This is a genomic window from Vibrio sp. 10N.222.55.A1 (genome assembly GCF_041473835.1).
Classification (GTDB): Bacteria; Pseudomonadota; Gammaproteobacteria; order Enterobacterales; family Vibrionaceae; genus Vibrio; species Vibrio crassostreae_C.
Window position 1 is genome coordinate 1 of record NZ_JBFRSX010000025.1, and the last position, 25,495, is coordinate 25,495.

At 42.1% G+C, this 25,495-nt stretch carries 20 protein-coding genes; 8 read left to right on the forward strand and 12 right to left on the reverse strand.

The features are described from left to right. Positions 1-465: 465 nt before the first annotated feature. The 3 genes from AB4493_RS07775 to AB4493_RS07785 all read right to left on the reverse strand — a co-directional run bounded on the left by AB4493_RS07775 (position 466) and on the right by AB4493_RS07785 (position 3,894). Positions 466-1,974 carry a hypothetical protein gene (locus AB4493_RS07775; protein ID WP_372154772.1) on the reverse strand — a complete coding sequence of 503 codons (1,509 nt, stop codon included), beginning with the start codon at positions 1,972-1,974 and terminating at the stop codon, positions 466-468. 473 nt (positions 1,975-2,447) lie between these two features. Next, the gene (locus AB4493_RS07780) at positions 2,448-3,305 is read right to left on the reverse strand and encodes a hypothetical protein (protein WP_017059746.1); all 858 of its coding nucleotides are present in this window, start codon (positions 3,303-3,305) and stop codon (positions 2,448-2,450) included. A 40-nt stretch (positions 3,306-3,345) separates the two neighbouring features. Further along, on the reverse strand, positions 3,346-3,894 hold the full coding sequence (locus AB4493_RS07785; RefSeq protein ID WP_372154775.1) for a recombinase family protein: 549 nt from the start codon (positions 3,892-3,894) through the stop codon (positions 3,346-3,348). Between the two features lie 398 nt (positions 3,895-4,292). Between AB4493_RS07785 and yfcC the strand changes: the two genes are divergently transcribed. Next, on the forward strand, positions 4,293-5,771 hold the full coding sequence (gene yfcC, locus AB4493_RS07790; RefSeq protein WP_017071864.1) for a putative basic amino acid antiporter YfcC: 1,479 nt from the start codon (positions 4,293-4,295) through the stop codon (positions 5,769-5,771). Positions 5,772-5,899: 128 nt separating this feature from the next. After that, positions 5,900-6,907 carry a succinylglutamate desuccinylase/aspartoacylase family protein gene (locus tag AB4493_RS07795; RefSeq protein ID WP_372154777.1) on the forward strand — a complete coding sequence of 336 codons (1,008 nt, stop codon included), beginning with the start codon at positions 5,900-5,902 and terminating at the stop codon, positions 6,905-6,907. Between the two features lie 113 nt (positions 6,908-7,020). Here AB4493_RS07795 and AB4493_RS07800 read toward each other — a convergent pair whose 3' ends face one another. The 6 genes from AB4493_RS07800 to AB4493_RS07825 all read right to left on the reverse strand — a co-directional run bounded on the left by AB4493_RS07800 (position 7,021) and on the right by AB4493_RS07825 (position 13,978). Then, entirely contained in the window at positions 7,021-8,034 is a 1,014-nt protein-coding gene (locus AB4493_RS07800) for a multidrug DMT transporter permease (protein WP_372154779.1), read from the reverse strand. Beyond that, positions 8,024-9,088, reverse strand: a complete 1,065-nt coding sequence (locus AB4493_RS07805; RefSeq protein ID WP_017059741.1) for an HlyD family secretion protein — start codon at positions 9,086-9,088, stop codon at positions 8,024-8,026. The genes AB4493_RS07800 and AB4493_RS07805 overlap by 11 nt, the downstream gene beginning before the upstream one ends. A 244-nt stretch (positions 9,089-9,332) precedes the next feature. Next, positions 9,333-11,213: an ATP-dependent zinc protease gene (locus tag AB4493_RS07810; protein WP_372154781.1), complete on the reverse strand. Its 1,881-nt coding sequence runs from the start codon at positions 11,211-11,213 to the stop codon at positions 9,333-9,335. 305 nt (positions 11,214-11,518) lie between these two features. Then, on the reverse strand, positions 11,519-12,328 hold the full coding sequence (locus tag AB4493_RS07815; RefSeq protein ID WP_029235636.1) for a M15 family metallopeptidase: 810 nt from the start codon (positions 12,326-12,328) through the stop codon (positions 11,519-11,521). 81 nt (positions 12,329-12,409) lie between these two features. Further along, entirely contained in the window at positions 12,410-13,138 is a 729-nt protein-coding gene (locus tag AB4493_RS07820; RefSeq protein ID WP_017062812.1) for a DUF429 domain-containing protein, read from the reverse strand. Positions 13,139-13,183: 45 nt separating this feature from the next. Further along, positions 13,184-13,978, reverse strand: coding sequence for a YeeE/YedE thiosulfate transporter family protein (locus tag AB4493_RS07825; protein WP_017065618.1), 795 nt, complete (start codon positions 13,976-13,978; stop codon positions 13,184-13,186). Positions 13,979-14,165: 187 nt separating this feature from the next. On the opposite strand from AB4493_RS07825, the gene AB4493_RS07830 reads away from it, so the two are divergent. Then, entirely contained in the window at positions 14,166-14,693 is a 528-nt protein-coding gene (locus AB4493_RS07830; RefSeq protein WP_372154783.1) for a hypothetical protein, read from the forward strand. Between the two features lie 26 nt (positions 14,694-14,719). Then, positions 14,720-16,744, forward strand: coding sequence for a DNA phosphorothioation-associated putative methyltransferase (locus tag AB4493_RS07835; RefSeq protein ID WP_372154785.1), 2,025 nt, complete (start codon positions 14,720-14,722; stop codon positions 16,742-16,744). Positions 16,745-16,748: 4 nt separating this feature from the next. Here AB4493_RS07835 and AB4493_RS07840 read toward each other — a convergent pair whose 3' ends face one another. Beyond that, entirely contained in the window at positions 16,749-17,552 is an 804-nt protein-coding gene (locus tag AB4493_RS07840; protein WP_372154786.1) for a restriction endonuclease, read from the reverse strand. 5 nt (positions 17,553-17,557) lie between these two features. After that, positions 17,558-18,682, reverse strand: coding sequence for a cysteine desulfurase DndA (dndA, locus tag AB4493_RS07845; RefSeq protein ID WP_372154787.1), 1,125 nt, complete (start codon positions 18,680-18,682; stop codon positions 17,558-17,560). Between the two features lie 114 nt (positions 18,683-18,796). Here dndA and dndB point away from each other — a divergent pair, with 114 nt between their 5' ends. Genes dndB through dndE form a run of 4 tightly spaced genes read left to right on the forward strand, consistent with a single transcriptional unit; the run spans position 18,797 to position 24,202 of the window. Beyond that, positions 18,797-19,891 carry a DNA sulfur modification protein DndB gene (gene dndB, locus AB4493_RS07850; RefSeq protein ID WP_372154788.1) on the forward strand — a complete coding sequence of 365 codons (1,095 nt, stop codon included), beginning with the start codon at positions 18,797-18,799 and terminating at the stop codon, positions 19,889-19,891. 20 nt (positions 19,892-19,911) lie between these two features. Then, positions 19,912-21,876, forward strand: a complete 1,965-nt coding sequence (gene dndC, locus AB4493_RS07855; RefSeq protein WP_372154790.1) for a DNA phosphorothioation system sulfurtransferase DndC — start codon at positions 19,912-19,914, stop codon at positions 21,874-21,876. Continuing rightward, positions 21,873-23,843, forward strand: a complete 1,971-nt coding sequence (dndD, locus tag AB4493_RS07860) for a DNA sulfur modification protein DndD (protein WP_372154791.1) — start codon at positions 21,873-21,875, stop codon at positions 23,841-23,843. Before dndC ends, dndD begins: the two co-directional genes overlap by 4 nt. Beyond that, on the forward strand, positions 23,840-24,202 hold the full coding sequence (gene dndE, locus AB4493_RS07865) for a DNA sulfur modification protein DndE (RefSeq protein ID WP_372154792.1): 363 nt from the start codon (positions 23,840-23,842) through the stop codon (positions 24,200-24,202). Before dndD ends, dndE begins: the two co-directional genes overlap by 4 nt. Before the next feature lie 4 nt (positions 24,203-24,206). On the opposite strand, the gene AB4493_RS07870 is transcribed toward dndE, so the two are convergent. Further along, on the reverse strand, positions 24,207-25,484 hold the full coding sequence (locus tag AB4493_RS07870) for a DNA sulfur modification protein DndB (protein ID WP_372154794.1): 1,278 nt from the start codon (positions 25,482-25,484) through the stop codon (positions 24,207-24,209). Positions 25,485-25,495: the final 11 nt, after the last annotated feature.

Sequence of the window (25,495 nt, forward strand, 5' to 3'; positions counted from 1 at the left end):
AAGCCGCGATGAACCTTAATTTATAGTTACACAGTGACACAAAAATAAATTTGCAAATATTTGTTTCTAAATGATTTTTTGATAAACCATGCAAATAAAACGTTGTCGATTAAGATTGTTTTGTGATGCTATATTTTATTCTGATTTGGAGGGAGGTGTTCGCAATCACCGACATACGCGGATCTTTTCAATATTTTCTGAACCAGATGAAGTGATGCCTGTCGTAAGTAGGGATACAAGCTAGAAGAAGCAACTAGGATGAAGATAATATATGATTATAGAGAGGTACTAGCAAGTGCTTTTTGTGGGTATTAAAAAGCGTACACACTGTTCTACATAGTATGTACGCTTTCTATTCATGAAGGCTTAGCGAATCAATGAACTAATCGCTAGGTATTTATGATTTTTCTCGCTAATTCTTTGTGACACCCTTCATGGCGCTCTCTCTGGGTTTTTCGCGTTACACTAGCCTTCATTTCGACTAGATAGGTGCTTAGCAAAAACTTTGAGGCTATCACCTTCTTCTATACCTGCCGAGTTATTAAATCTCAAGTCATAAGAGCCAGCACGATCAAGATAATACATACTGGTTGAATCAACTGCTGTTGTAAATTGACTACGGGCTTTGAAATGACCATCTTTGTTTGGGTAACCGAAGCTCAATTCACCGATTTCCATAGCGCTTTTACTAGTAGGGTATTTGATCAGAAAAATACCTTCAGCAGGTTCACCGTCTTGCGTAACGGGAATTTCTAAACGACCTTTATCATTGACATTTATTTCTACCAGCTTTTCATCAGTAGACTTCGCTAGGTTTTGGAAAATTTTGTATGCATTTTCAGCATTAAAAGATGATAGAGGTGCTACAGCATAAAGATCTAACTCTTTGGCGACCTCGTCGAACACCCTGTTATGAGAACTATTATACTTGTTAGCGTCAGGAGCTATAATTCCACTATGCGTGCTATAGCCACCAACAGTTTTATGATTTAAAGATCGGCGAGCGTCCTCAAACGCTCTCCTTGCATCACGCTCAGTACCAAATTGGTTATCCGCTAGTATGGTCACTTTCTTAAGTTTTTCATCTGCTTTCTTATGACGAACGTTAAGAATTGCGTGTTCTTCAGCTAATTTATTCATCTCAGAAAATAAAGGTATCAGAGACGCATTGTAGGTATCTAGCTGTTCACTCGTTAGTTTCTGTTCATCACGTGATCTCAGACCATTGCCGTCATTAGCAAATCCGATAGTATAGCAAACCCTGTACTCTGCATTGTATCGATTATGACTGCTGCAATTTTCTGCATTTGTATCTAAATATGCGCTTGAATAAGCCTGAAAATTAGTATTTGAAAGAGGAATTGTAAGTTCATTTTTAATAAAGAACTTACGGGCGACTTCCAAACCTTTTTCACGGTAAGCTACTAGCTCATTACTTTTTGCTTTTACCTGCTTTCCTAAATTATCGTACTCTTTCTTACTTTCGCTAAGATAAGCGTTGCGCTCAGCCAGATTTTTTTCACTCGCATCAATTTTTGCAAAATACTCAGGATATTTATGGCGGTATGCTTTCTCCACATTGCCGTCCGAGTATTTGCCTGCGTAATGCTTGTAGATTTTTTCAGCTTGCTCTTCTGCAAGATCCAAATCAGTATCAAACTTAACTTTAAGCTCATCTGATACTGGAAGTAGAGTTAATTTTTCCCTTATTACTTTCAACTCTTCTAGCTTATAGTCTGAAGCCTCACCATGAAGCCTCTGCATCGTACCCTCTAAGTCAGCAGCAAGACCAATTGCTTTAAATTGCTTTTCGATTTCTGGAGAGTAAAGAGTTCCAGCCGTATCGGCTAGGTGATATACCTTTACCTGTGAGAAGTCGACATCTTTTTGGGGTTGTGATAGCTGTACATTGTAGTCATCGCCACAACCATACATAGCAATAGAACCTAGTGCTAAGAAGATCACCTTTTTCATTTATTTCCCTTTGAATATATGTAACGAACACCTAATGACTTGATATTACTAATTAAGATGCCGAAAACGCTGAAGTTCGTGAATATTAAATTAGGTTTATATTGCGGTTCAATTCGAATGATGTAACAGATTATTTCAAAAGAATAAATTGGCTTGAGGTAGCTAAACTAACAAAATTGAAAACACGGCGCGAGTTCAACTCACAAGCAGAGCTGAACTGACATCCTTATTTAAGAAAATAAGCTTCCTTCTTGATACTGGCTTCATATGGTACTAAGATGAGGTACTAAAGGGTTATTCTCAAAATTCACAAACACCCTAACCTATTGAAGTCACTGTTTTTTTAAGGCAGTTGAAGGCGACTCCCGCCAGCTCCACCAAACGTTTGGAAACAGCGTTATTTCAATGGGTTAACGCCTTTTGGGAATGCGCTGTTTTTGTATTAGTGCCTCACAAAAATGCCACAGGTTATTTTAACTAATAGTCTTCATCCACTCCTTCGCTACATCAATTTGCTCTAACAATGGTTGCATCAACCAATCAATACTCGAAAAATAAGTAGTTCGAACAAGACCTGATTGAAAAAGTGCGGTAATAACTAGTATCACCGTAAGTCTCCTCATCCAAACAGCATTACTCTCAGCTCTGTCTTCTCGTGCTTTTTCTTCCTTTAGATGCTCTAACGTTACTAGTAACTTGCCTTTAGCAATAAAATTAAAGCTATCTTTAGCCCTCAACTCCCCAGACTCTACAAGCGATTCAAGTATACGTTGGATTCTATCGACCCTGACCTTACGCTTACTGTTAAAGATAGACATGTATCCGTACAACTCATCACTAACTGCTCGAGCTGATAGTTCTTTATGTGGGTTGTCTTCTGTCATTCTATCAAGCGTTTCAAGTACCTTGATTCTATTCGGTCTTTTCAGCGGTTTCTTACTATGGAAAAACTTAGGGACACGGTACTTAGCTAGTGCATAGAATGATGCTAACTTGTAATACCTAGTACATTCATACCATAAGAACTCTCGCTTCGTGTAATAAGTATGGTCAACCAAACCATGGTAATGCTTAATCTCAAACACAAGAGAACTCAGTTCATCCAGACTAAACTCAACTGGTACGTTGTACTCTTGGTCTTCCTCACTCCACGCTAATACATGTAAGGAATTATCATCAACACTATCCCCAATGTAATTAACTTCCCCTTGCTTTATACGAACAGAGTAACAGTCTACCTCTGCTCCCTCACTGCCGCTTCTCGGTACTAGCCTAAGTTTTGGTACTTCAAGCACGCTCTTGAGCTTTGTGATAAACAACTTGTCCAGCATTGAACTATCCCTAGTCTTTGATACTCAAGGCATTATACCATCATTGCCCATCAAGTAATCTATACAGCGTAGCCCTACCTATCCCTAATTCTTTAGCTGCCTGAGCTTTAGGTACACCGTTATCCAATAGCTTCTGCACATCCTCTTTCGTCACCTGTGCTTTCGGTCTACCTATGTGTTTACCAGCTGCCTTCGCTACTGCTATCCCCTCAGCCTGACGCTCTTTAATCAATTCCCTTTCCATCTGTGCCACTGCTGCCAGTATCCCTAGTACACCTTTCTGCGCTGCACTCATTACACCATCGAATCTCATTCCTTCCTTGTGGAACTGTACCGATACACCTTTCTGGTTCATCTGCTCCACCAGCCCTACAGCATCACCTGCACCGCTACGACAGATACGGTCTAGGCTGTGAACATGCAGCACATCACCATCCCTGACATAATCCAAGCACGCCTGTAGCTGTGGTCTGTCTACTGTCTTAGCTGATACCTTTTCCTCGAACACCTTATCCAGTTTCACATCTGCTAACTGTCTGCTGGTGGACTGCTCTGCTGTACTAACTCGAATGTAACCTACGTTCGCCATGCTTACTCCTAGTGTCTCAAAACCTCTTAATACTTACAGGATTACATGTATCAAAACTCTAAGTCAATGCTTTTGAGACAACCTTAGATACAGTCTCATAAGGTATAGTTTTTTATATATCCAGAGTCGCTCTATGAAACTTACCGCACTGCTTAAAAAGCACCTGAGCTAGGACTTTTTACCTCTAAATAAAACCAGGCAATAACAAGTTAAAAATAAAAACCATCATGCCACGCAAAAACAAGAACATAACACCACCAAACAAGCCAAAAACCAACTTAAAATTGACATTATATGCTTAATTAGTGATATTTTATGCCAATCTTAATTATAGCTAAAAACTGACAATGAGCACGACAACCACAACATCGGATACCATCCAAAATAAGACATGGAAAATGCCAGATACTCTGGTGCTAATTTTCTTTATCGCGTTGCTTGCGACTGCAATGACATATGTCATACCTGCAGGCATGTTTGAAACACAAGACATCAGCTATGTTTCTGATGGTGCAGAGAAAACTCGTACCGTTCTAGATCCAGCTTCATTTGCCTATCACACCGACCCCCAAGGCAACCCGATTTACAATACTGTCGGACTATTCGCCAGCGGTGGTGATATCGGCTTAATGAACTTCGTATTTGAAGGTTTAGTGTCTGGATCTAAGTGGGGTTCAGCAATCGGCGTTATCATGTTTATGCTTGTGATTGGCGGTGCTTTCGGCATTGTGATGCGCACAGGTACTATTGATAACGGTATCTTGCGTCTCATAGACAAAACCAAGGGCAGTCAATCTCTTTTCATTCCAGTATTATTTGCACTGTTCTCGCTCGGTGGGGCTGTATTTGGTATGGGTGAAGAAGCCGTCGCCTTTGCCATTATTATCGTGCCGCTAATGGTACGTATTGGCTATGATGGTATTACTACGGTAATGGTGACGTACGTAGCGACTCAGATTGGTTTTGCTGCTTCTTGGATGAACCCATTTTCTGTTGCTGTTGCCCAAGGCATTGCTGGTGTACCTGTCTTATCTGGGGCATCGGTGCGTATCGCTCTATGGGTTTTCTTCACCGCGCTCGGCATCGCTTTTACGATGTGGTATGCGAATTCGGTAAAGAAAGACCCTTCGAAATCTTACAGTAAAGCTGGTGATGTTTACTTCAAGAAGCAACAAGGAGACTTGACTCAATCACGTTGGAATATCGGCGATACGTTGGTGATTCTCACCGTGATAGCGAGCATGACCTGGGTTATTTGGGGTGTAGTGGTTCACGCATGGTACATTCCTGAAATTGCCTCTCAGTTTTTCACTATGGGATTTGTTGCTGGCTTAATCGGTGTTATTTTCCGATTAAATGATATGACCATCAACGACATGGCCGATTCATTTAAGGAAGGCGCAAGTGTGATGCTAGCGCCCGCTATTCTTGTGGGTAGTGCTAAAGGTATCTTGCTGATTTTAGGCGGCGGCAGCGATGCAACCGAGCCAAGCGTACTGAATTCAATCTTAAGCAGTGCGGGCGGTGTGATTAGTGCATTGCCAGAAGCGATGGCTGCTTGGCTGATGTTCGCCTTCCAAGCTATTTTCAACTTCTTTGTAACGTCAGGATCAGGGCAGGCAGCTCTAACGATGCCATTAATGGCGCCACTCGCCGATTTAGCAGGTGTGACTCGTCAAGTCGCGGTTTTAGCATTCCAGCTAGGTGATGGCTTTACCAATATCATCGTCCCAACATCAGCTTCTTTGATGGCAACACTAGGTGTATGCCGCATTGACTGGGGTGATTGGGCAAAATTCTGCTGGCGCTTTATCGTGCTGCTATTCTGCTTGTCGAGCGTTATTATTGTTGCGGCTCACCTGCTGGGTTTTGCATAACAGCGTCTTTCAATATTTACGTGTATCTCAATGGGCAGTTTACTGCCCATTTTTAATCACAGCTTTCAATAACAATCATCCAACACAGACTCAGAATAGATTGTGAACCAGAGACAAAGGAAACTAGTGTGAGAATAACTACTTATACCAATGATGTTCTAAATGGACACCCTGTAATATCTCAACTCAATGTTGATGACTTACCGATGGGATGCCATCGTTTCTGGTTTGAGGCACAAACTAACGGTGTTGGTCAAAATCATCATTTACCTGTGGTCGTCTATCGCGGTGAGCAAAGTCAAAATGCTCGCAAAATAATGGTAACGGCAGGCGTTCATGGTGATGAATTAAATGGGGTTATTACCGCACAGAAGGTCATTCAAAAGCTCGTAAACGAGGAGATACACGGCACAGTCATCATTATTCCGATGATTAATGTGTCAGGTATGTTGATGCACAGCCGAGATTTTATTTCATCGGATCCGGATGCATCCCCAGCAAACCTTAACCGTATATTCCCTGGAAACCCGAACGGTGATGCCTCACAACGTTTTACACATTCAATTTGGCAGAACCTACTCAGCCATAATGCGGATCTTGCTATCGATCTGCATACCCAAACTCGCGGAGCAGAGTATCCTTTGTATGTCTTTGCCGATTATCGAATCCCCGCAGCAATCAAAATGGCTCGATTGATCAATCCTGACTGTATTTTTGATGATCCAGGTGATGATGGCGTTTTAGAAACGCAGCTCAATAAAAGTGGTACGCCCGCTATCACCGTCGAGGTTGGTTCTGGAAAGGTTTTACAACCCGACCTCATTGAGCGTTCAGTGAATGGCGTGATGAATATCCTGCACTCGGAAAATATCATCTCTACAAAGATAGATCAGCCTCACTATGCCTGCTTTGAAGGCAAAGAAACGGTGACCATTAGAGCCAATGTCGGTGGTTTCGCTCTCCCTCAAGTTAAGGTCAGTGAATCAGTACAATCAAAACAATTGATTTCAATTCAATATGATAGTTTTGGTTCTGAGAAACAACGTTATTACGCCCCTGCTGATGGCTATGTACTCAGTGTCAATCAAGATCCGATGCGTGAACCGGGCGCTTTGTTAGTCAGACTATTGAAGTAACACGTCACTTCATCAAATGGCTCTTTACTGATGGCATTTGAGTCGTTAACCCATATTGTGAAAAGGGGATAACTCGGCAGAGCTATCCCCTTATTATTACTTATAAATATTAATCACTTACTGTGATCGGTATGACTATGATTAGTATTACTGCTGAGAAAGCCCAGTACCACTGCGCCAACCATGACTGCACAAACAATGGCAAATAGACGTGTCATTTGTGCCGAGAGGGACGCAGATCCTGGGTGGCTGATGATCTGATAAGCCAAGGTCGTAAAATTAGTAAACAAGAGCTGATAAATCGTCAGATTCGCCTGCCGCCTGATAGCAAAACACGCAAGTTGCAAACCACACACCAAACTCACGCCATAAATAACCAAGATTGGAGCGCCTGACACCATCATGATCATCACAGGTAACGTAAACAGAATGCCAACGCCAGTGGTGACAAGCTTGTTTCGGCTGAATGTACGGTGGTCGTGATTCGATGGGCTTTTCAACATACTGCCAAGCGTAATCGCAATCAACATCGTTTGTGACACCGAATTTCCTACCAAAATCGCCAGCACAACCACAACCGCGGTCGCTTTAAATGCAACCATGATATAGTCACCAGTAGTGGACGCATCGGAAACGGCCGCAGTCGGAAGGACATTCACTTCATCCCCCGGGAACAACCAGAACCCCAAGTAAGTGACGATCAAAGCTATCACCAGCTTTTCAAAGAACAATAGGGGCAATCCCGCCATTGGGAGATGCATCTGCTTGTTGACCACCACCATCACGATGACCACGATAATGGTCAGTGTCGCGATGATATCTTTTGTATTCTGATGGCTACGCTGATAACTCCAGAACAGCAATAGCCAGCAATAGAGGACAAAACCGGTTGGCGAGTCGACCAATACACTACCAAAAAACACCACACCAAAGCTGATTAAGATTAATGCAACAATCACCTTTAATATTAAATTAATCGGTGGTTTGGATGGCATCAATGTCATGAACATCACAACAAATATGGGCGACAAAACAGCGAGCATCTGCCCACTTTGTTGATGGTAGAACAATAGCGAAAGCGGCAGTAACACCAATCGAATAATGGAGTTAGCTGAGCTATGAAACATAAGTCCACACGCTTAGAATTCTCATCCAAAGCTGAGCAAGCCACTCACCTGGGGTACTTTGCTCTGTCATGACAGCCACTGTGGCTTGTGAACCAAAACGAATGTTGCTTGGAACCTCACCATGATCAAACACAATATTGACTGGGTAGCGCTGCGCGGCAATAGAATTGGTGTCTGAATTTAAAAAGCCAGTCTCTTGGTCAGTGCTATTGCTGCCACCCGTTCCCCAACCAATGCTATCAACCGTGCCGTATAGCACTCGCCCCGGTAACGCATCCAATACGATCTCAACTCTTTGCCCGACTTGTATATGCTCTAGCGAGTTTTCTCTGTATAACGCAGATATCCACACCTCTCGCGGATCAACAAAGGTCAAAACAGGTGAGCCTGCGGTTGCTCGCTGGCCTACCGTCAGTTGTAGGTTACTCACCACGCCATGAGAAGGAGCCATCACTTGGGTTTTCTGTAAGTTGAGCTGAGCCTGCTCAAGGGCTGCAATCGCCGCCAACACTTGTGGATTATCACTCCCTTCTGGCCCTAACGCTTGTTTTGCCTGAACCAAAGAGGCTTCTGCGGCTTTCAATGACGCTTCAGCACGATCACGATTCTCTATGGCGTTGTCTAATTCAGAGCGGCTAACCAGCCCTTTACTGGCGAGTTCACTCACTCGACTCGCTTGCTCTCGAGAATTATCCCGAGCCGCAACCGCCTCGGTCACTTTCGCTTGTGCAACGTTAACCGCCGCTGTGCTTGCGCCAATATTTTGGCCTACTTGAGCAAGATTCGCTTCAGCGGAACGCAAACTGATCTGATAGTTTCGAGCATCAATTTCAAACAACACTTGGTTCGTTTCAACGACCTGATTATTTTCAGTTTGCACAGACGTGATATTGCCAGAAACTTCAGGAGCAATACGCACAATATAAGAGTGAACACGGGCGATCCCCGTCATTGGTGTGACGCGGTCGGCCCACAAACTGTAAAGCCACACTACTAAAATAACCGAAATAATAATTAAACTAAGCTTACGCGAAGATTTTTCTGCTTTTGACATGCTCTCTCTCTCGATCCGACAGCACGATTTACTCGCCTGCCGAATACGATGTTTTAAAAATTAAAGTGAATTCCACTTCATTGTAGTCTAGTCGATCTGTCTCTTGAGTAAAAACAAACGATTACTTGAAATATTGTCACGGCAACAATCATCAATTAACAATCAACAAAAAGCCACACATCCCATTAATGAAATGTGTGGCTGTTTAGATCTGTTCTGCTACGAACTTAGATAAGTTTAGGGGTTACTCCATATCACCTAACAAGTAATCTTCATCGCTGCTCACTACTGCGCCGTGCTTCAAGAAGTTCTTACCTAGGATCATGCTGTATTCGAAGCGAGAACGGTCTTGAAGGTTTACCCTCACCTCTTTCTCTAGGTCTCCGAGCTTAACCTTCATTTCTACCACAGGGCGAATGTTCACCTTCTCGCCTTTCTTGGCTTTGATACGCATTACATCAATCACTGGCTTGGTGAAATCTTGCTTATCGCCTTGGTTGTTTTGATAGGTAAAGCTCACCATGTCTTGGCCATCTTTCTTAAATCGTTTGATGTTGACTGCGTTCATTGAACTCACATCCGCACCAGTGTCGAGCTTGGCCGGGAACTTCATGCCGTTCACTTCAACGACTTCGATGTGCCCAACTTTAAACAGTGGTTCGGCTTTCAGAAGGTAATCAGAACGCGTATTAACGTAAACGCCCTCTTTTGCCATCTTCTTACCTAAAATAAAGTACGCTTCTTTCTCATTTGTATTGAGCACATCGATGGCAAACTCTTGCGTGCGCACTTTTCCAGACACCGCAAACTCACCACTTACAACCGGACGAGTATCATCCCCGACTTTAAGCTTCTTAATAATTGGCTTGGTCACCTTCTGCTTCTCACCATTTACATCCGTAAGATAAAATTCAACGGAAGCATCTTTGCCTTTACCTGTCATTTCAAAACTGTCGACCTTCAGCAAAGGCGTATTGACAGTGAAAGAAGCCACAGCCTTAAGCGGGAAGTCATCTAGGGTGATATCCTCTTCCGGCGAGATAATCATAGGCTCACCAGACTCAGCCACATCACTAAAGCTCTCTGAACCTTCTGATAAAATATTCTCAGCACTGGTGTCAATCATGAAGAGTTCGCTGGCGGTGTTGGTTCCAAATCTCAACTGCGATTCACTACTCGAGCGCTCACGTAGGTACACCAGAACGTCTTTAGTTGTGTTTTCATCGAGTTGAACAGGTACATAAACTAAAGGTCTCTTCTTACCGCTCACGCTTAACATACGAACCAACGGCAATGTCATCTCTTTTTGCTTACCGTCGTTGTCGAACATATCAAACGTCACTTCTTTGTTCTTTTTGTCTATGTCGATGTCTTTTGCATGCAAAATGCTGTAGCGATTCTTTAAAGAGAAGGTCGCATTCATCGCCATTCCCGAGATAGAAACCACCTCTTTACGGCCAACCACTGTTGCATTCTCTTGCTCTTGCAAGTAGTCATAACCTGCAAACACCAATGCGTTATCTGCAAGGAAGGTTTTGCCGATCAATACTGGCGCAGAGAAATGACTTCTGTCGGTCAGGTTAACGTCTGTTTTTAGCTCTTGGTCTGCAATGGTGAGCGACATTTTTACGGTAGGGCGAAGCAAAGGCGTGCTGCTGGTGCGGCTGCGTATCATGCTGACACGCTCTAAAGGCGCTTCGATTAATACCATGTCTCCCGTCCGCGGGTTTTGAACCTTAAAAGACACCACAGCCTCATATTTCGCAAAGGTACTGCCATCCCAATCATCGTAATCAACATCGGAATTGTTCAACAGGTCTTCGGTTAACGCCGCCATCAACTCTTGGTCTTTGAGATTTTGGTAATCGGGATTAGAGCTCTTCACATGAATGTCTTCAGCATGCATAGAAGTGGTTTCCGCACCGGTATCAATTTTACCAATGAAAGGAACGTCTTTTAGCCCTTGAACGCTAGATAGGTACACGTTCTCAGTGCGACCTAATACCGACTTACCATCGAGTTCGTAAGTGGGTTCTTGAGTGGTAGGTGAAGTGTCAGTAGCCAAAGTGTATTGTGAAAAAAGTAGAGTGCTTAAAAGAGTTAGAGCCAAAGGTATCTTTTTCATTAGTTGGTCCGTTGTGATCAGTTCACTAATAATACTGGCGTTTGCGCGAAGAGTTCCCCCACCAGCAATGGTTCTCACATAACGTTAACGCTATGAGTTTTTAAATGACAAACCGATGACTTTGCGCTGCATTCGCTTATCGATTATTGACTAATGGATACCCAATAACCTTTTCAATGCTCGGTGTTCTATTGAAGAAATGAATACAAAAAAGGCCAACGACGAGCGCTGACCTTAGCTATTCAAAACACACCTGAAGCGAGTTTAACTTGCTAAAACACAAACGGTTCTAGATAAACATAGCACTAAAAAGTCCCGACTGTTTTCTTTGCACAGATAGCTCGAGCTTTTTCTGCGTCCTCACCTTTATTTTTGAGATAGCACTGTCGATAAGATTTGACGTAGCGCTCAAATAACACCTCGGCTTCAGGTTGTGGTTTAGAGAGCAGTTGGTTAACGAACTTTCTTGATCCAACCTCAAAATGCTGAGTATCGATTGGGCTATTCCAATCCCCTCCCCAGATCATAAATCCGTGATGGGCAAACAGCTCCACCACATCTTCAGCCATGCCGCGGCGTTCTATTTCATCTCGAGCACGAAAACGAGTACGGTTCACATAACGAGTCGCAGATTGTGAAGGCTTTACCGTGATTCTTCCGTTGCTATCAAACTCTAAGAAAGGGTTTTGAACTGGGTTGATGTCGATTGCCACACCATAGGCATGTTTCGACCAACCTCCTCCGCCTGTAATAGGACGAGCGTTAAAGGCGCTGCTGTTGTTCGCATCCATTGAGGCGCTATCATCACCTCTGAATTCACGCATTAGGCGAGCGGAATGAAGAGGAAAATTGCGCTGTTTGAGCTCTGAAAAGATTTGTTCAACAGCAGGCGCAATAACATCAAGCACGATCATATTGCCCTGTTGCGTTTCCCCTTTGAAACTAATGAAATCGAAGTCCACTTTGGATAGTCGCTCACAACCAACGGGCGCACCACTACTCAAGACATTGTTCTTTTTCATCATGTCGCATTGCCATTGAGATATAGGAGCGACTTGGGCATAACTCACTGCACTGAGCACAGTGGCCAGACAGCCGACAATAAAACGTTTCATATCAAAAACTCAAAATAGTAAGAGTGAAAAGTAGCAGAAGTTGGAAAATAGCATATTAAGCCAAGTTGAGCGCACGCTTTGTTAGCGTGTTTTGTTCCAGTAAACAATCTCTCTAACTCGTCCGTTCTGATCCTTGTCAGCTTCTCCACCAACATCAGAAAGTTCAGGTAAGGTCGATAATTGCGGAGCGTAATAGGCAACTAACATAAGTACGAACGCATCGTAAATATCGTCTATCGCGGCGTCTTTACGTTTGGTATTTGAAATGGCCAACGACAAGCGGTCACACCATTGAGGGGATAGCTGCTGAATAATAGAAAGCCGTTCCTCTTTGCCTTCTTGCGTTCGTTTTGAAAACGTCAGCGGTTCGTCTTTCAATGCTGCAAACACCACTTCAGGATGTGATTCCCTGATAGAAAGATTGGGGTGAGTTTCAATGAGCTCATCAAGCTCGCGAATCTTGGGCACAATTCCCCAAGTCTGTTTAGAAAACTTCTTATCAAGCTGCTCCACATTGGCACTGCACGCCGCAATGTAATCGGTTTGGTAAACCGCCTCACGACACGGAACCGGAAACACCGAAGAACCACGTTTGCTGGTTAGAAAACGCCTTGCTGCTTTGTCACACAAGCGATCTGGAGTTTGTGCATCACTAAAACCAATAGGCATATCGATAAGCGCCGTTGAACCGATAAGATCACTCGCTAGCTCATCGAGGGTGTTTACCACTTTAAACGCAGGTATCTCATTGTCAGAGACAATCCAAGCGATCCAACCCGACTTGCAGCCATCAATTCCGATGTATTTCATTATGTTCTCAAATTGCAAACTTACACTAGCTTGTACTGTCGCTAACTATCGACTTTGAATCAACTTAACTCCGGTATATATGCCAACAATGATACTTAACACAGAAAAAACACCCGCCAGAGAAAGTACAGGCATCGCCACTAACAGTTGAGTATCGTTCCCTCCACCAGCCATCACAGCGCCAAGCCCCATAAGCACACCAGCAACCAAATGTTTACCCAATCGACGTATAGGGCTTAACCTCAGTGAAAACGACCCAGTAAATAACGCGGCGCTAACCATTCCAACTAACAGAGAGATCATCAAGATAAAACGCTCACTACTTGGCCAATCTTCGGTTTTACCGTGCCAAAGAGAAGTCCCTATAGATTTCAGCAACCCACTTGGCGTCCAGTGTGGTTCATAAAGGAATACAAAACCCGCCGTTAAGCCAATACCCAGCATCGAAAACCACAGCTTACGATTAACCGAGTTCATAAAGTAACAGCTCACTACAATTGTGAGCGAGATACTTCCAAGGAATACGTATCTGGAAAAATCGGACAGTACCAACCTAGAACCTTTCAACTCCGAAGGTAAAACTGGAGCAAACACCAGCCATGCAACAAACCACCCTAATATCGTCGCCAACATAACCACTTCGCCGCGAGCTAATCTACTCACTGTAGACACCCCACAGCCGCTATTGATTGCCGCGCCAATACCAAATAGAAAGCCACCAAGCAGTGAGAACAAACTCGGCCAAAAAGCCGTAGACAGCTGGCGCCCCTCAATCACTGAGCCCAATCCCATGGAGACCCAAGCTAGCGATCCACTAAACACAATCGCAACGATGAACATTGGTGATCCTTTTATCGCCTCTTTTACTCCTCTCACCATACAAAGGCCTGTGGTTTGGGCTAGATATCCCAATAAGAAAATGCAGAGCAAAGCGAGAATAAACAACATACATAGCCTCCAGATTGCATTGATTTTACTGCTGTCGTTCGTTAAATATAGTAGCAACCTAGAACCCTAAGGACAGAATATGCACCACAAGCTTATTGATTGGCATAAGTCTAGACATCCTAATTACTTAGGAGACAACAAGGTTAATAAACTTTCTGCCACTGAGCTTCAGTGTTTAACGGTTCAAATTTTACAGCCTATCGAACGCTCACTGGGAGAAGTAACGGTGACCTATGGTTATACAAGCCATCCTCTTTTGAGGTGGGTATTGAAAAATAGCCCTGGAGATATGGCGCCAGATATTGACCAACATGCCTCTATGGAACTCAACTCCCGGGATAGCCGTATCTGTAAGCGAAATGGGGCTGCGTGTGATATTTATGTTGAAGGGTATGAGCAACGTATGGATGAGGTCGCTCGATTTATCTGTACACATTTAGAATTCGACCGCCTCTATTTTTATGGCAAAGATAAACCGCTGCATATTAGCGTTGGGACAGATAATTCAAAATATGCCCTTATCCGACAACGCCGAAGTGATGGGCTTCGCGTAAACACAAAAAGTGCAAAAGGCAGCGCCACACAGGCATTGTTTGATGATTTATAATCTTCAAAAACACCTAAGGAATAGGAATGAACGAAGAGCTATTTGCTGAACTTACCTCTCAAATAAAAGTTGGAAAACAACTTCCCGATGCCATTTATCTTCATAAAGACGCATTCAGCGCATTGCCTAAAGTATTAACACAGTTCATTCCTGCCGTAGCAAAAGCCGTTAACTTAGATGAAGAAGACTGGAACCTCGTTAAGCTGTTTAAAAAAGAGTTCCGTTTATCTCTTCTTCATTACCCTGATTTTTATACTGATTCCTATCCCGCATTAGAACAAAGCCTCAATGTCGACCTCTCTAAGCTAAGCCACAAAATTACAGGCTATCGCGAATCTGAAAACCCGCCGATCTTACATCGAAAAGAAACCATGGTTTTGCCAACAAGTGAATATTACGAACACTTCGTTTCACTCACACAAGAAGGCGAGAATGCAGGCCTGTACGAAAACAGCCGTTTGATTGGTTTTAAACGTTCTTGGGAAAACCTAATAGCACGCCATGGTTACGAGCTTGTCGATGGTCGATTATTCCGATGCTCCTCTGTGACAACGCAAGAAGAGGCTGGGATTGATAGGCACAGAACGGCCATCGTGCGCCATGAACTCTCTGCACCAATGAAGACTCTCGTTAAACATGGTTACTTAAAAGGCGAGCACTCAATTTTCGATTACGGCTGCGGCCGCGGAGACGATTTAAGAGAGCTCGAAGCACATGGCCTCGACGCTCTGGGTTGGGATCCGAACTTTCAACCCGACAACGACAAATCCAATTCTGATATCGTAAACATAGGGTTTGTTCTTAACGTAATAGAAGATCAAGATGAAAGACTCGATGCCCTACTAGGCGCATGGGAGCTAGCAGATAAATTTCTGGTGGTTTCTGTCATGCTGGCCAACGAAAACTACATTGCTCAGTTCAAACCTTATAAGGATGGGGTCATCACCTCTCGTAACACCTTCCAAAAATACTATGCGCAATCAGAGATCAAAGCGTACATAGAAAGAAGCCTTCAAGAAGACGCCATTACCGTCGCGCCCGGTATTTTTTATATATTCAAAGATAAACTCGAAGAGCAGCAATACCTACAGAGTAAGTACAAACGACACCACAAGTGGCAGCAACTGACCTCACCAGAACCTATCGAAGCCAAAGATAAAGCCAAGCTGCTTATCACTCAGCATCAAGACCTGTTCAACAACTTTTGGAATACCTGCTTAGAGCTAGGCCGTATTCCTGCCAACGACGAATTTGAACACTCCGACAAAATCCGAGAGCTCATCGGCTCACACAAAAAAGTGTTCAACTTGCTGCAAGAAATGTTCGATACCCAAGAGTTTGAGCAAGCGGAAAAGAGTAGAAAAGAAGACTTGTTGCTGTACTTTGCGATGGGACTGTTTGAGAAAAGAAAGCCCTACACGCAGCAGCCAGAGCCACTAAAGCGCGATATAAAAGCGCTATTTGATGACTACAAAACGGCCATTAACCTGTCAGCCGAGTTGCTGTTTGCGATTGCAGACACCGACTTAATCCAGCAGCAGTGCGAGAAAGCACATCACCAGTTACCAGCCAGCCTTCTCAATGAAGGACATTCATTGATTCTACACCGAGACTTTATTGATGATTTGCCATTGCTGTTGCGAGTCTACGTCGGCGCGGGGCTACAAATGTATGGTGAGCTAGATGAAGAGATAGATCTTATCAAAATTCATATCACATCCGGTAAGCTAACCCTGACTGCCTATGATGATTTCGATAAATCGGTTCCCTTCTTAGTAGAACGCATAAAGATAAAGATGGCAGAACAAGACATAGATTTCTTTGACTACGTTAATGAAGAGCGCAGGCCGCCACTGCTGAATAAGCACCTTTACATCCCAACCGAACATGAGAACTACAAGAAACAACAGAGCTTCGACAAGCGATTGGCGAAGCTCATGGAATTTGAATCAAGTGAAGAAACGCAAATGGTGAGAGCAGAGTTTGAAGTGCTTTTAGGTAAACACAACAAAGAAATCAAAGGGTTTACATTGATTTCCTCAACCAAATAGGAAATCAACTATAAATAAGGTCCGCATCAAAGTCATAAATTTCAACTTGTTGCTTTTGAATACCAATACCTTTTTCAATAATTGTTTCTGCTAATTGCTCACCATCAATTAGAACAATAGGAACACAACCAGGCTTGAATGAAACCTCTTGGGCTTCTTTGGTAAAGCTACTCGTCGTTATAAAAATTCCTTGCTCGTACTCACCGGTAATATCACCTCGAAACTGAGAAACATCCGGGCGGCCAACTTTGTTGTTTTCAGCGTATCGCTTACATTGAGCTGCCACTCGCATCTCTGCGATACCGATCTTCAAAGCCCCTTTGACATCTATTCCACCATCCCGACCAACAGAAGTGACATTCATGCTTTTGAAGCCATACCTATTCAAAAACAACTCACTAAACTCTTCAAACTCACTAGGGGACAGAGCTCGTAAGTAAGAAAGGATTTCAGCTTTACACTTCTCTTTTTGTTGCGCTGCCAACTCAAAAATTTGCTCAGAACAATCGTCACTTTGAATTTCTTCGGGAGAAGGTTCTTTAATTTCATAGCCTATTGAAAATTTACGGTACTCTTCCAAAAGTTCATACTTACCATTTGTATGTTTGTAGAAATACCTTTCAGCATTCATTTTTGTGAACGCTTTGTTCTTAGTATGCTTATCCATTGTCACTCGAAGAACTTCAATCGGCTTCTTTGCCCCAAAAACATATAGCTGATTACCAACAATCGTTTCATACACTTCAGACGCTGTTGCTGGCTTTTGAAGAGAGTTTAATGCCGCTATAGCAGCCTCATAAATTTTCATTTAACTCACAGATATTGTTTAATTTTTTCTACTATAGCTTCCAATGGTAACTCTTTTGTTTGATAACACCAAGACATACGGATCGCACTATCAATACGTTCTTCATCTAACCCCATAGCTGTCAAAACATGGCTAGGAGTGTAGCTTGATGAAGTACAAGCCGAGCCATTTGAAACTGCCGCAATACCTTTCAAGGCCACCATAGCAGCTTCAGAGTTCACTTCCGGGATAGAGAAATTAAGTACATGAGGAGCCGTATTTTGCCCATTAACTTTTATTCCAATCTCAGAAAAAGCACTTAAAGCTTTATCTTTCAAAGATTGGCAGTGTTGCGACCACATTTCTGAGTTTTTAAATGCTAAAGAACATGCTTCACCTAAACCAGCAATCAAAGCAACTGGCAATGTACCAGGTCTTAAGCCACGCTCCTGACCACCGCCGTACATCAACGGTTGTAATGGAACCTTTTTAAAGCCTCGGCGCCTAACAATAAGAGCCCCAATACCTTTCGGGCCATACAACTTATGACCACTTACACTCATCATATCAACACGACTATGTTTTAGAGGTTCACTGTACTTCCCAAAACCTTGTGCAGCGTCCACATGGAAATATGCAGTGTGGTTTTCTAAAACTTCACAATACCCAGAAATGTCCTGAATAGAACCTGATTCATTGTTGACATGCATAATGCTCACTAAACAAGTATCATCTCTCAAGGACTCTGCTAATGACTCTTTCGATATCAGTCCAGATTCGTCGCAATCTAAATAGGTAACATCGAACCCTTCTTTTTCAAGAACTTCAAATGGCTCTAAGACCGCCTTGTGCTCAATTTTAGTGGTTATAATGTGTTTTTGGTTTTGGCTAATTGCCCACGACTTCAGACCTAAAATAGCAATGTTATTACTTTCAGTTGCACCACTAGTGAAAATCACCTCATTCTTCCCAGCTCCAACAACATCCGCAACTTGTTGCCTCGCTAGTTCAGTAGCTTGCTTTGCCCTTACACCAAATTCATGAGTTCGACTTCCTGCATTTCCGTACTCCTCAAACATATATTTACTAACAATTTCAGCGACCTCTGGTGCTATTGGAGTTGTTGCGTTGCAGTCTAGATATGTAGTCATTGGAAAGCCTTAACAAATTGGGAGACATTGGAATCTGAGTAGCGTATAGTACACGCCATTGTTCGTACGAACAAATCACACCGTTCGTAAAAACACCAATAAATAGATAATGATATGACTGATGTAATTTCGGGAACTTCATTCCCAGCCATAAAAGGCATACAAGCAGATACTGAATTCTACACGGTGATGTGCCCCCTAAAAAGGCTTAAGCGCATATTTACATTTGATGAAAGTACACTCCCTGTAAATGAGCGTGCTCAAAGGATATTAAACCCGGAACGGATCCCTGAAATAAGCAACTATATCCTTGAGAACCGAGATAGTTATGTATTTTCAGCTTTAACTGCATGCATTGACGGTGAAACAGGCTTTGTTCCAATCGGGCCAGGTAAGCATCAACAGAAAATCGGCACATTAACTATTGATGACGATGCTGAAGTTTACATTACCGACGGTCAGCATCGTAATGCCGCAATTCAAGAAGCTTTGAAGCAAGACCCATCCCTTGGTGAAGAGAACATTTCAGTTGTATTCTTTGTTGGAAAGTCTTTACCTGAAAGACAAAAAATCTTCAAAGATCTGAACTTATATCCCGTAAAAACCGATAGTTCTTTAAGTATTACTTACGATGGAAAACCCGATGCACTTCTATCTAAAAATGTCGTATTCGAAAGCAAAGTACTTTCCAAACTAATACATATGGAAAACAGCAACTTAGGAAAACGCTCTAAGAAGCTGGTAAGCCACAGTGCGCTAAACAAAGCAACGAAAGAACTATTCGATGTAATTAACGAAAGTTCATACGAAAAGCAGGCAACAATTGCTCGCGAGTTTTGGGAACATTTAGTCGATATGATACCGGCTTGGAAACTTGTCTATAAAGAGCAAGTCTCAGGCGGTGAAGTAAGAGAAGAATCCATTCATGCATACTCCGTTACTTTCCAAGCATTAGGCATCGTAGGCAATTGGCTACTAAATCACGATCCTTCATGGAAAAAGACAACCGAATCGCTCAAAGATATTGATTGGTCACGAAGTAATAAAAAAGATTGGGAAGGTCGATGTGTTGTCAATGGTGCAATGAGGAACTCCTCCGTTGCCATGAAGCTGACAGCAAATAGGATCAAGCACTATCTATCTATACCTCTAAGCTCGAAAGAAAAAGCTGAAGAAGACAAATTCAACCAAGCGAAGCGAAACAAGTAAGCCTCCGGGTAAATTAAATTATGACAGTAAATACTCAACAAGCACGTTATTCTGCATTTAACGAGCTTGGGTTCAAAGAAACAATCCAACGCTTAGTTGCCAAAACAAAAGAACTTTACCAAAAGGATGATATTCCTTGGGTTATAGGTTATAGCGGCGGTAAAGATTCAACAGCCATACTTCAAATTGTTTGGAATGCTGTATCCGAACTGAAAGAAGAAGGGAAAGCGACTAAGCCTGTTCACGTCATTAGCACCGACACATTAGTCGAAAATCCAATCGTAGCTCTTTGGGTTGATCGTTCTCTTAAACAAATGCAGAAAGCAGTTGATGAACAAGAACTGCCTATTCATCCTCATCGTCTCACACCAAAAACTGAAGACAGGTTTTGGGTTAACTTAATTGGTAAAGGTTACCCTGCACCACGCTATAAGTTCCGTTGGTGTACAGATCGATTAAAGATCAGCCCTTCAAACACATTCATTCAGGATGTAGTGAAGAAAAACGGTGAAGCGATTTTAGTACTAGGTACTCGTAAACATGAGAGCACTGTTCGCGCTGCGAGTATGGAGAACATAGAAAATCGCTCAGACAATACCCGCAAAGACGATGGATTAAACGTAAATACTCAGCTTGATCGCGTATGGGTATATACACCAGTGGAAGATTGGACAAATGACGATGTTTGGTCTTTTCTAACCCAACAGAAAAACCCTTGGGGTTATAGAAACACTGACCTCTTAGGTATGTACCAAGGTGCTACTGACGGTGGTGAATGTCCTCTTGTCGTTGATAAGTCTACTCCAAGTTGTGGTGACAGCCGTTTTGGTTGTTACGTATGCACTATGGTAGGGGAAGATAAGTCTATGGCAGCAATGATTGCTAATGACGAAGAAAAAGAGTGGATGCTACCACTACTTGCTCTGCGCAATGAAATAGACATCAATGACTCAAATAAAGACGCTAAAGCCAATAAAATCGCGAGAGATAAACACAATCGCGACTTTAGAAGAATGAATGGTAGCCTTACCGTTCATATCAGCATGAAAGAGTTCAGCGAACAAAAAGATCTAGCTGATAGTGAGGATATGTTTGAGTTGTTAGCTCAATATGAAGATAACACCGATTTTAAATACGAAAATTTACCTGCTGATATTGTTCGTGGTCCTTATAAACAGACCTTCAGGGAATCAATGCTTCGTAGAGTTCTGCAAGCTCAGATGGAAGTTAGAGAGTGCGGACCATCTGATGTTAAAAATCTAGAGCTTCTAACACTTGATGATCTAGAAGAGATTCGCCGTATTTGGGTTGATGAAAAAAATGAAGCGGAAGACAACGTCCCTCTAATCTATCAAGAGGTCACAGGAAAGAAATATGACGGTGCGCCTAGAGCTTATAGCCCCGTTGTTAACCACAAGATTCTTGGCCAACTCAAAGAGTTTTGTGCAAAACATGACGACCCTGATGAACTTAAGTACCAACAGCTTAGAACGCTGCTTTCTATTGAAGATAGATATAAGCACCAACTGCGAAGAGCTAAAATTTCAGATGACTTAGAGTCTGCTATCGACAAGGGTGCATTTGAGAGCATCGATCATGCTCGTCGCTTTGCGTTAGACAAAGTGAAAAATGAAGCACTCGTTAAACTGAATCGCCTTCAAACTGTTGGAACTGAACATGAGTTCTTAAAGAATCTAGCTTCAAACCTTCAGATTCTGGATGCAAAGAAAGAGATGAGCAAAGTAAAGAAATACAAAGCTTACTACGCTGAGCTAACCTCAGATAGCCATCAATCTGACGAAGCATTTACGCTAGAAGTGAAACTAGTAAATGGCCTCATCAAACTGTACGAATACTATATTTATCAAATTGATAAGTCTTTTGCTCTACTCGATCGCAAAGCTCAAGAAAACCTCGAAATGAATAACCGTAATAACAAATTATTGTCTGCCGACAACTTGATTGCAACGGGAGACAAACAGTGATTTTTGAACAAGTAAAGCTTAACAACTTTGGTATCTACCAAGGCGAACATACCGTAGATCTTAGTGTCACAGACCATACTAAACCTGTTGTTTTATTTGGAGGGTTAAATGGAGGAGGAAAAACTACGTTTTTAGACTCTCTTCAGTTAGCGCTATACGGAAAAAACGCAAAATGCTCTAATCGCGGCAAATTGTCGTACAGCGACTATCTAAAGCAAGCAGTCAATAGATACAGCGAGGACAAGTCCGCCTCTGTAGCCTTGTCTTTCCGACACACTCAAAGAACCCAGACTAAGCGATACGAAGTCATTCGCTCATGGGAGGCTGCTACTAACAAAGAAATCACGGATAAAGTTCAAGTTCTGGTTAATGGGGAACTTGATAAACTGTTAACAGATAATTGGAACGACTTCGTATCCGAGTTCATTCCTCAAAGCATGTCAGAGCTGTTCTTTTTTGACGGCGAAAAAATTGAAGACTTAGCAGATCCAGTTCGCTCCGCACAACTACTAAAAACAGGTATTGAAGCTCTCCTTGGGTTAGAACTCTTCACTCAGCTATCTAAAGATCTAAATAGCCAAAAGCGTCGCCGCCAAGAACGTAACTTAGATAGTACTGCGAGTAAAAAAGTTGAAGAGCTAAAGCAAAGAAAAGAACTTCTAGATAACAATCTTCTGGGTATCGAAAAGAATATTCAGAACATACTAGACGATGAGAATGTTCTAACAGACCAACTCAAGGACATCGAAATTCAAATGCAAACCTCCGGCGCAAACTTGCTGGACGATGTTAACGATATTCAACTTGACCGAAGAGCAGTTTCATCGCAACTAGAAGCAATTGATCATAACCTTATCAAGCTAGCTGCTGGAGCGATGCCACTAACCATTGCCCAAACCTTGCTACAAGAAACAAAACAGCAAGCTCTATTAGAGGATGAAATTATTGGTTTTGATAATGCACAAAAGCATATCAAAGCAAATAATGACGAACTGCTTAAACGCTTAAAAGCGGCAGCTACAAGCGACGTTACTGAACAAGTAAACCAACTGCTGAGCACAATATGGAAAGAGTCTGAAGATAGCTTAGATCAAGAAAAGTATCTAAACACTAACCCTGTAATATTTGACTTTGCAGAGGCCGCAGTTGAATCAGATAAAACAGAGTGTGAAGAACTAATAAAGCAAAAAAAAGAGCTACAGGAAACACTAGCTCTGCTAGACAAGAAGCTTGATGCTGTTCCAGATTCAGAGTCTGTTAAAGAACAAATTGAAGCAAAAGGCAGAATTGAAGCGTCTATTGCTCACTTGAAAACAACCCTAGATTCTCTCATGGAAGAGATGGCTTTATGCAAAACTCAAATAAATGAGAATGAAGCTCGTCTAGATGCTACTTTGATCCAGCAAAATGCAGAAAACTTTGAGGGCAAACGCAACGAACAAGTCGCCGAACACCTAGTCGAAATGAAAGGCATTGTAGATACATTCAAAGCGCAACTTATTAAAGAAAATATTGCGACATTAGAAAAACGTATAAAAAGTAAGTTTGACTCTCTGGAAAGAAAATCTGAGCTTGTTGCAAAAGTTAAGATTAACCCTGAAACGTTTAACTTAACTCTTTTAGGCTTAGATGGCTTCGCTTTGGATACTAAACGTCTTTCTGCTGGCGAACGACAACTATTGTCTGTAGCTATCCTTTGGGCACTAGCGGAAGCGTCAGGCAAAGAAATTCCAACTATCATCGATACACCTATGGGGCGACTAGATGGTAAACATAGAACAAAGTTAGTTGAGAACTATTTCCCAGAAGCTGCTGGCCAGGTCATTCTTCTATCAACCGACGAAGAGATCGCTGGACAGTACTACAAAAAACTAAAACCTTCAGTAGCTAAGGAATATCACATTAGCTATGAAGAGACAGCTAAAACATCAACTATTACAGAAGGCTACTTTGGAGAGTCAGCATGAGCATTGAAACCGTTCGCTTATCAGAGAAAGCCAAAGGGCAATTAATCACAATAAAAAAATATACTAAGATTGATAACTGGAACGTACTTTGTCGTTGGGCATTAATGCTTTCCTTGAAGGAGGAAAGTATCCCACCACATGAAGATATCGTCACTAATAGTAATGTTGAAATGACATGGAAAGTATTTGGTGGTGAGTTTTCAGATATCTATTTAGCTATGTTGCGTCAGAGAATAAAGACCGACTTGGGGGAAATAGATGAAGATGAGCTTAATTACCACTTTAAGCTTCACCTTCATCGGGGGATTTCCTACATGCTTAGCTCAACAAAAGAAATAGATTCCTTATTAAGCTTATAACCTATTAGTTATCTTTCAATCCCTTTTCTAAATCCTCTTGAGAAAAGGGATACTGTTGAATTTTAACGTCAGAATATAATTTCCTTGCACGTTTGATCTGCTGTTTACTATTAGGAGCTAAGTGAACTAAAAGTAACTCATTTAATAAACTAGTAAAATCTCGACTAGTTTGCATCTTCAGCTTACCATCCGTGATATTACACACACTAGACCACGGCGCATCTCCCAGCTTCCAAGATAATGACTGTAGTTTCGCAAGTGCTTCATTCCAAGAAAGTAGTTCTTGATCGATCAAACTTCTTACAGAAGACGAGACACACCTCTGAATAACACCTTTCAAAAAGGCTTCTTCAACTCCTGGTGAAAGTTTATTTTTTCTTAACCCTCTAAGATCATCGTTCTTTTCAACCTTAGATACCAGGTCACCACAAGATTCGAAGAACTCAGTTACCCTTTTAGAAATAACAACATACGCTTCTTCCAAGTCATCATCGGTCGGTCTTTTAGCTAAAGATATGCCATCTAACGTAGTGTCAAAAGATAGTTCTTTCACAATCTCGTAAAGCTGCTTAATTGACGTAACTGCTTTCTTATCAGTATCTCTAACACTAGTTGCTAGAGATAACTCACCATTTTCACCTTGCTTAGTAAAAACAGAGACTCTCCCTTCTTTGTTAAAAAAGTCATTTTCACTAATCAAGCGTCTGGTTAGTATGGCAAAGCCATCATCTTCATCTAAAGCTAAATTCTCACTTTTTGTTGTACTCTTAGCATTCTTATTTATATTAGTAAATAGACGCCTAGTTTTTTCCTTACCTTCTTCAGTATCGTAATGACTAACTAAGATTACGCTAATTTCCTCCGATCCTAACTCAGGATTTTTCTTTATTGCATCTTTTATAGCTTTTAATCGATGCTGTCCATCCAAAGCAAAATATTGTTGTCCTCCATCAAAGGTTAGAACACCAAAGCTATTATCTAAACCGCGCAGATATTCTTCACTATCTTCCATCCTAACCGGCATATAGTGAGGATCCCCCCCGTAGGCAGCAACTATAAGAGAACCCAAAAAACGGTGCTCTGACCTTAACAGGTAATCTGTTATTTCTTTTGTTCTTTCTGAAATACCTCGTTGAATTAGAGAATTTAGATCATCATTCCCCCCTAATTCATATGCAAAATTAACCTCTTTTGCAACTTGGGCGTACTTCATAACACAAATATAGTATACCCAATCACCAACTTTCGCTTTTAAAGCTGGTATTAGTGTTTTGTTTGACATGTTAATTCCTT

What these genes read in the sequence shown, in the direction of transcription:
- AB4493_RS07775 (WP_372154772.1), bottom strand. Translation starts at nt 1,974, where the DNA reads ATGAAAAAGGTGATCTTCTTAGCACTAGGTTCTATTGCTATGTATGGT.
- AB4493_RS07780 (WP_017059746.1), bottom strand. Translation starts at nt 3,305, where the DNA reads ATGCTGGACAAGTTGTTTATCACAAAGCTCAAGAGCGTGCTTGAAGTA.
- AB4493_RS07785 (WP_372154775.1), bottom strand. Translation starts at nt 3,894, where the DNA reads ATGGCGAACGTAGGTTACATTCGAGTTAGTACAGCAGAGCAGTCCACC.
- yfcC (WP_017071864.1), top strand. Translation starts at nt 4,293, where the DNA reads ATGCCAGATACTCTGGTGCTAATTTTCTTTATCGCGTTGCTTGCGACT.
- AB4493_RS07800 (WP_372154779.1), bottom strand. Translation starts at nt 8,034, where the DNA reads ATGTTTCATAGCTCAGCTAACTCCATTATTCGATTGGTGTTACTGCCG.
- AB4493_RS07805 (WP_017059741.1), bottom strand. Translation starts at nt 9,088, where the DNA reads ATGTCAAAAGCAGAAAAATCTTCGCGTAAGCTTAGTTTAATTATTATT.
- AB4493_RS07810 (WP_372154781.1), bottom strand. Translation starts at nt 11,213, where the DNA reads ATGAAAAAGATACCTTTGGCTCTAACTCTTTTAAGCACTCTACTTTTT.
- AB4493_RS07815 (WP_029235636.1), bottom strand. Translation starts at nt 12,328, where the DNA reads ATGAAACGTTTTATTGTCGGCTGTCTGGCCACTGTGCTCAGTGCAGTG.
- AB4493_RS07820 (WP_017062812.1), bottom strand. Translation starts at nt 13,138, where the DNA reads ATGAAATACATCGGAATTGATGGCTGCAAGTCGGGTTGGATCGCTTGG.
- AB4493_RS07825 (WP_017065618.1), bottom strand. Translation starts at nt 13,978, where the DNA reads ATGTTCATCGTTGCGATTGTGTTTAGTGGATCGCTAGCTTGGGTCTCC.
- AB4493_RS07830 (WP_372154783.1), top strand. Translation starts at nt 14,166, where the DNA reads ATGCACCACAAGCTTATTGATTGGCATAAGTCTAGACATCCTAATTAC.
- AB4493_RS07835 (WP_372154785.1), top strand. Translation starts at nt 14,720, where the DNA reads ATGAACGAAGAGCTATTTGCTGAACTTACCTCTCAAATAAAAGTTGGA.
- AB4493_RS07840 (WP_372154786.1), bottom strand. Translation starts at nt 17,552, where the DNA reads ATGAAAATTTATGAGGCTGCTATAGCGGCATTAAACTCTCTTCAAAAG.
- dndA (WP_372154787.1), bottom strand. Translation starts at nt 18,682, where the DNA reads ATGACTACATATCTAGACTGCAACGCAACAACTCCAATAGCACCAGAG.
- dndB (WP_372154788.1), top strand. Translation starts at nt 18,797, where the DNA reads ATGACTGATGTAATTTCGGGAACTTCATTCCCAGCCATAAAAGGCATA.
- dndC (WP_372154790.1), top strand. Translation starts at nt 19,912, where the DNA reads ATGACAGTAAATACTCAACAAGCACGTTATTCTGCATTTAACGAGCTT.
- dndE (WP_372154792.1), top strand. Translation starts at nt 23,840, where the DNA reads ATGAGCATTGAAACCGTTCGCTTATCAGAGAAAGCCAAAGGGCAATTA.
- AB4493_RS07870 (WP_372154794.1), bottom strand. Translation starts at nt 25,484, where the DNA reads ATGTCAAACAAAACACTAATACCAGCTTTAAAAGCGAAAGTTGGTGAT.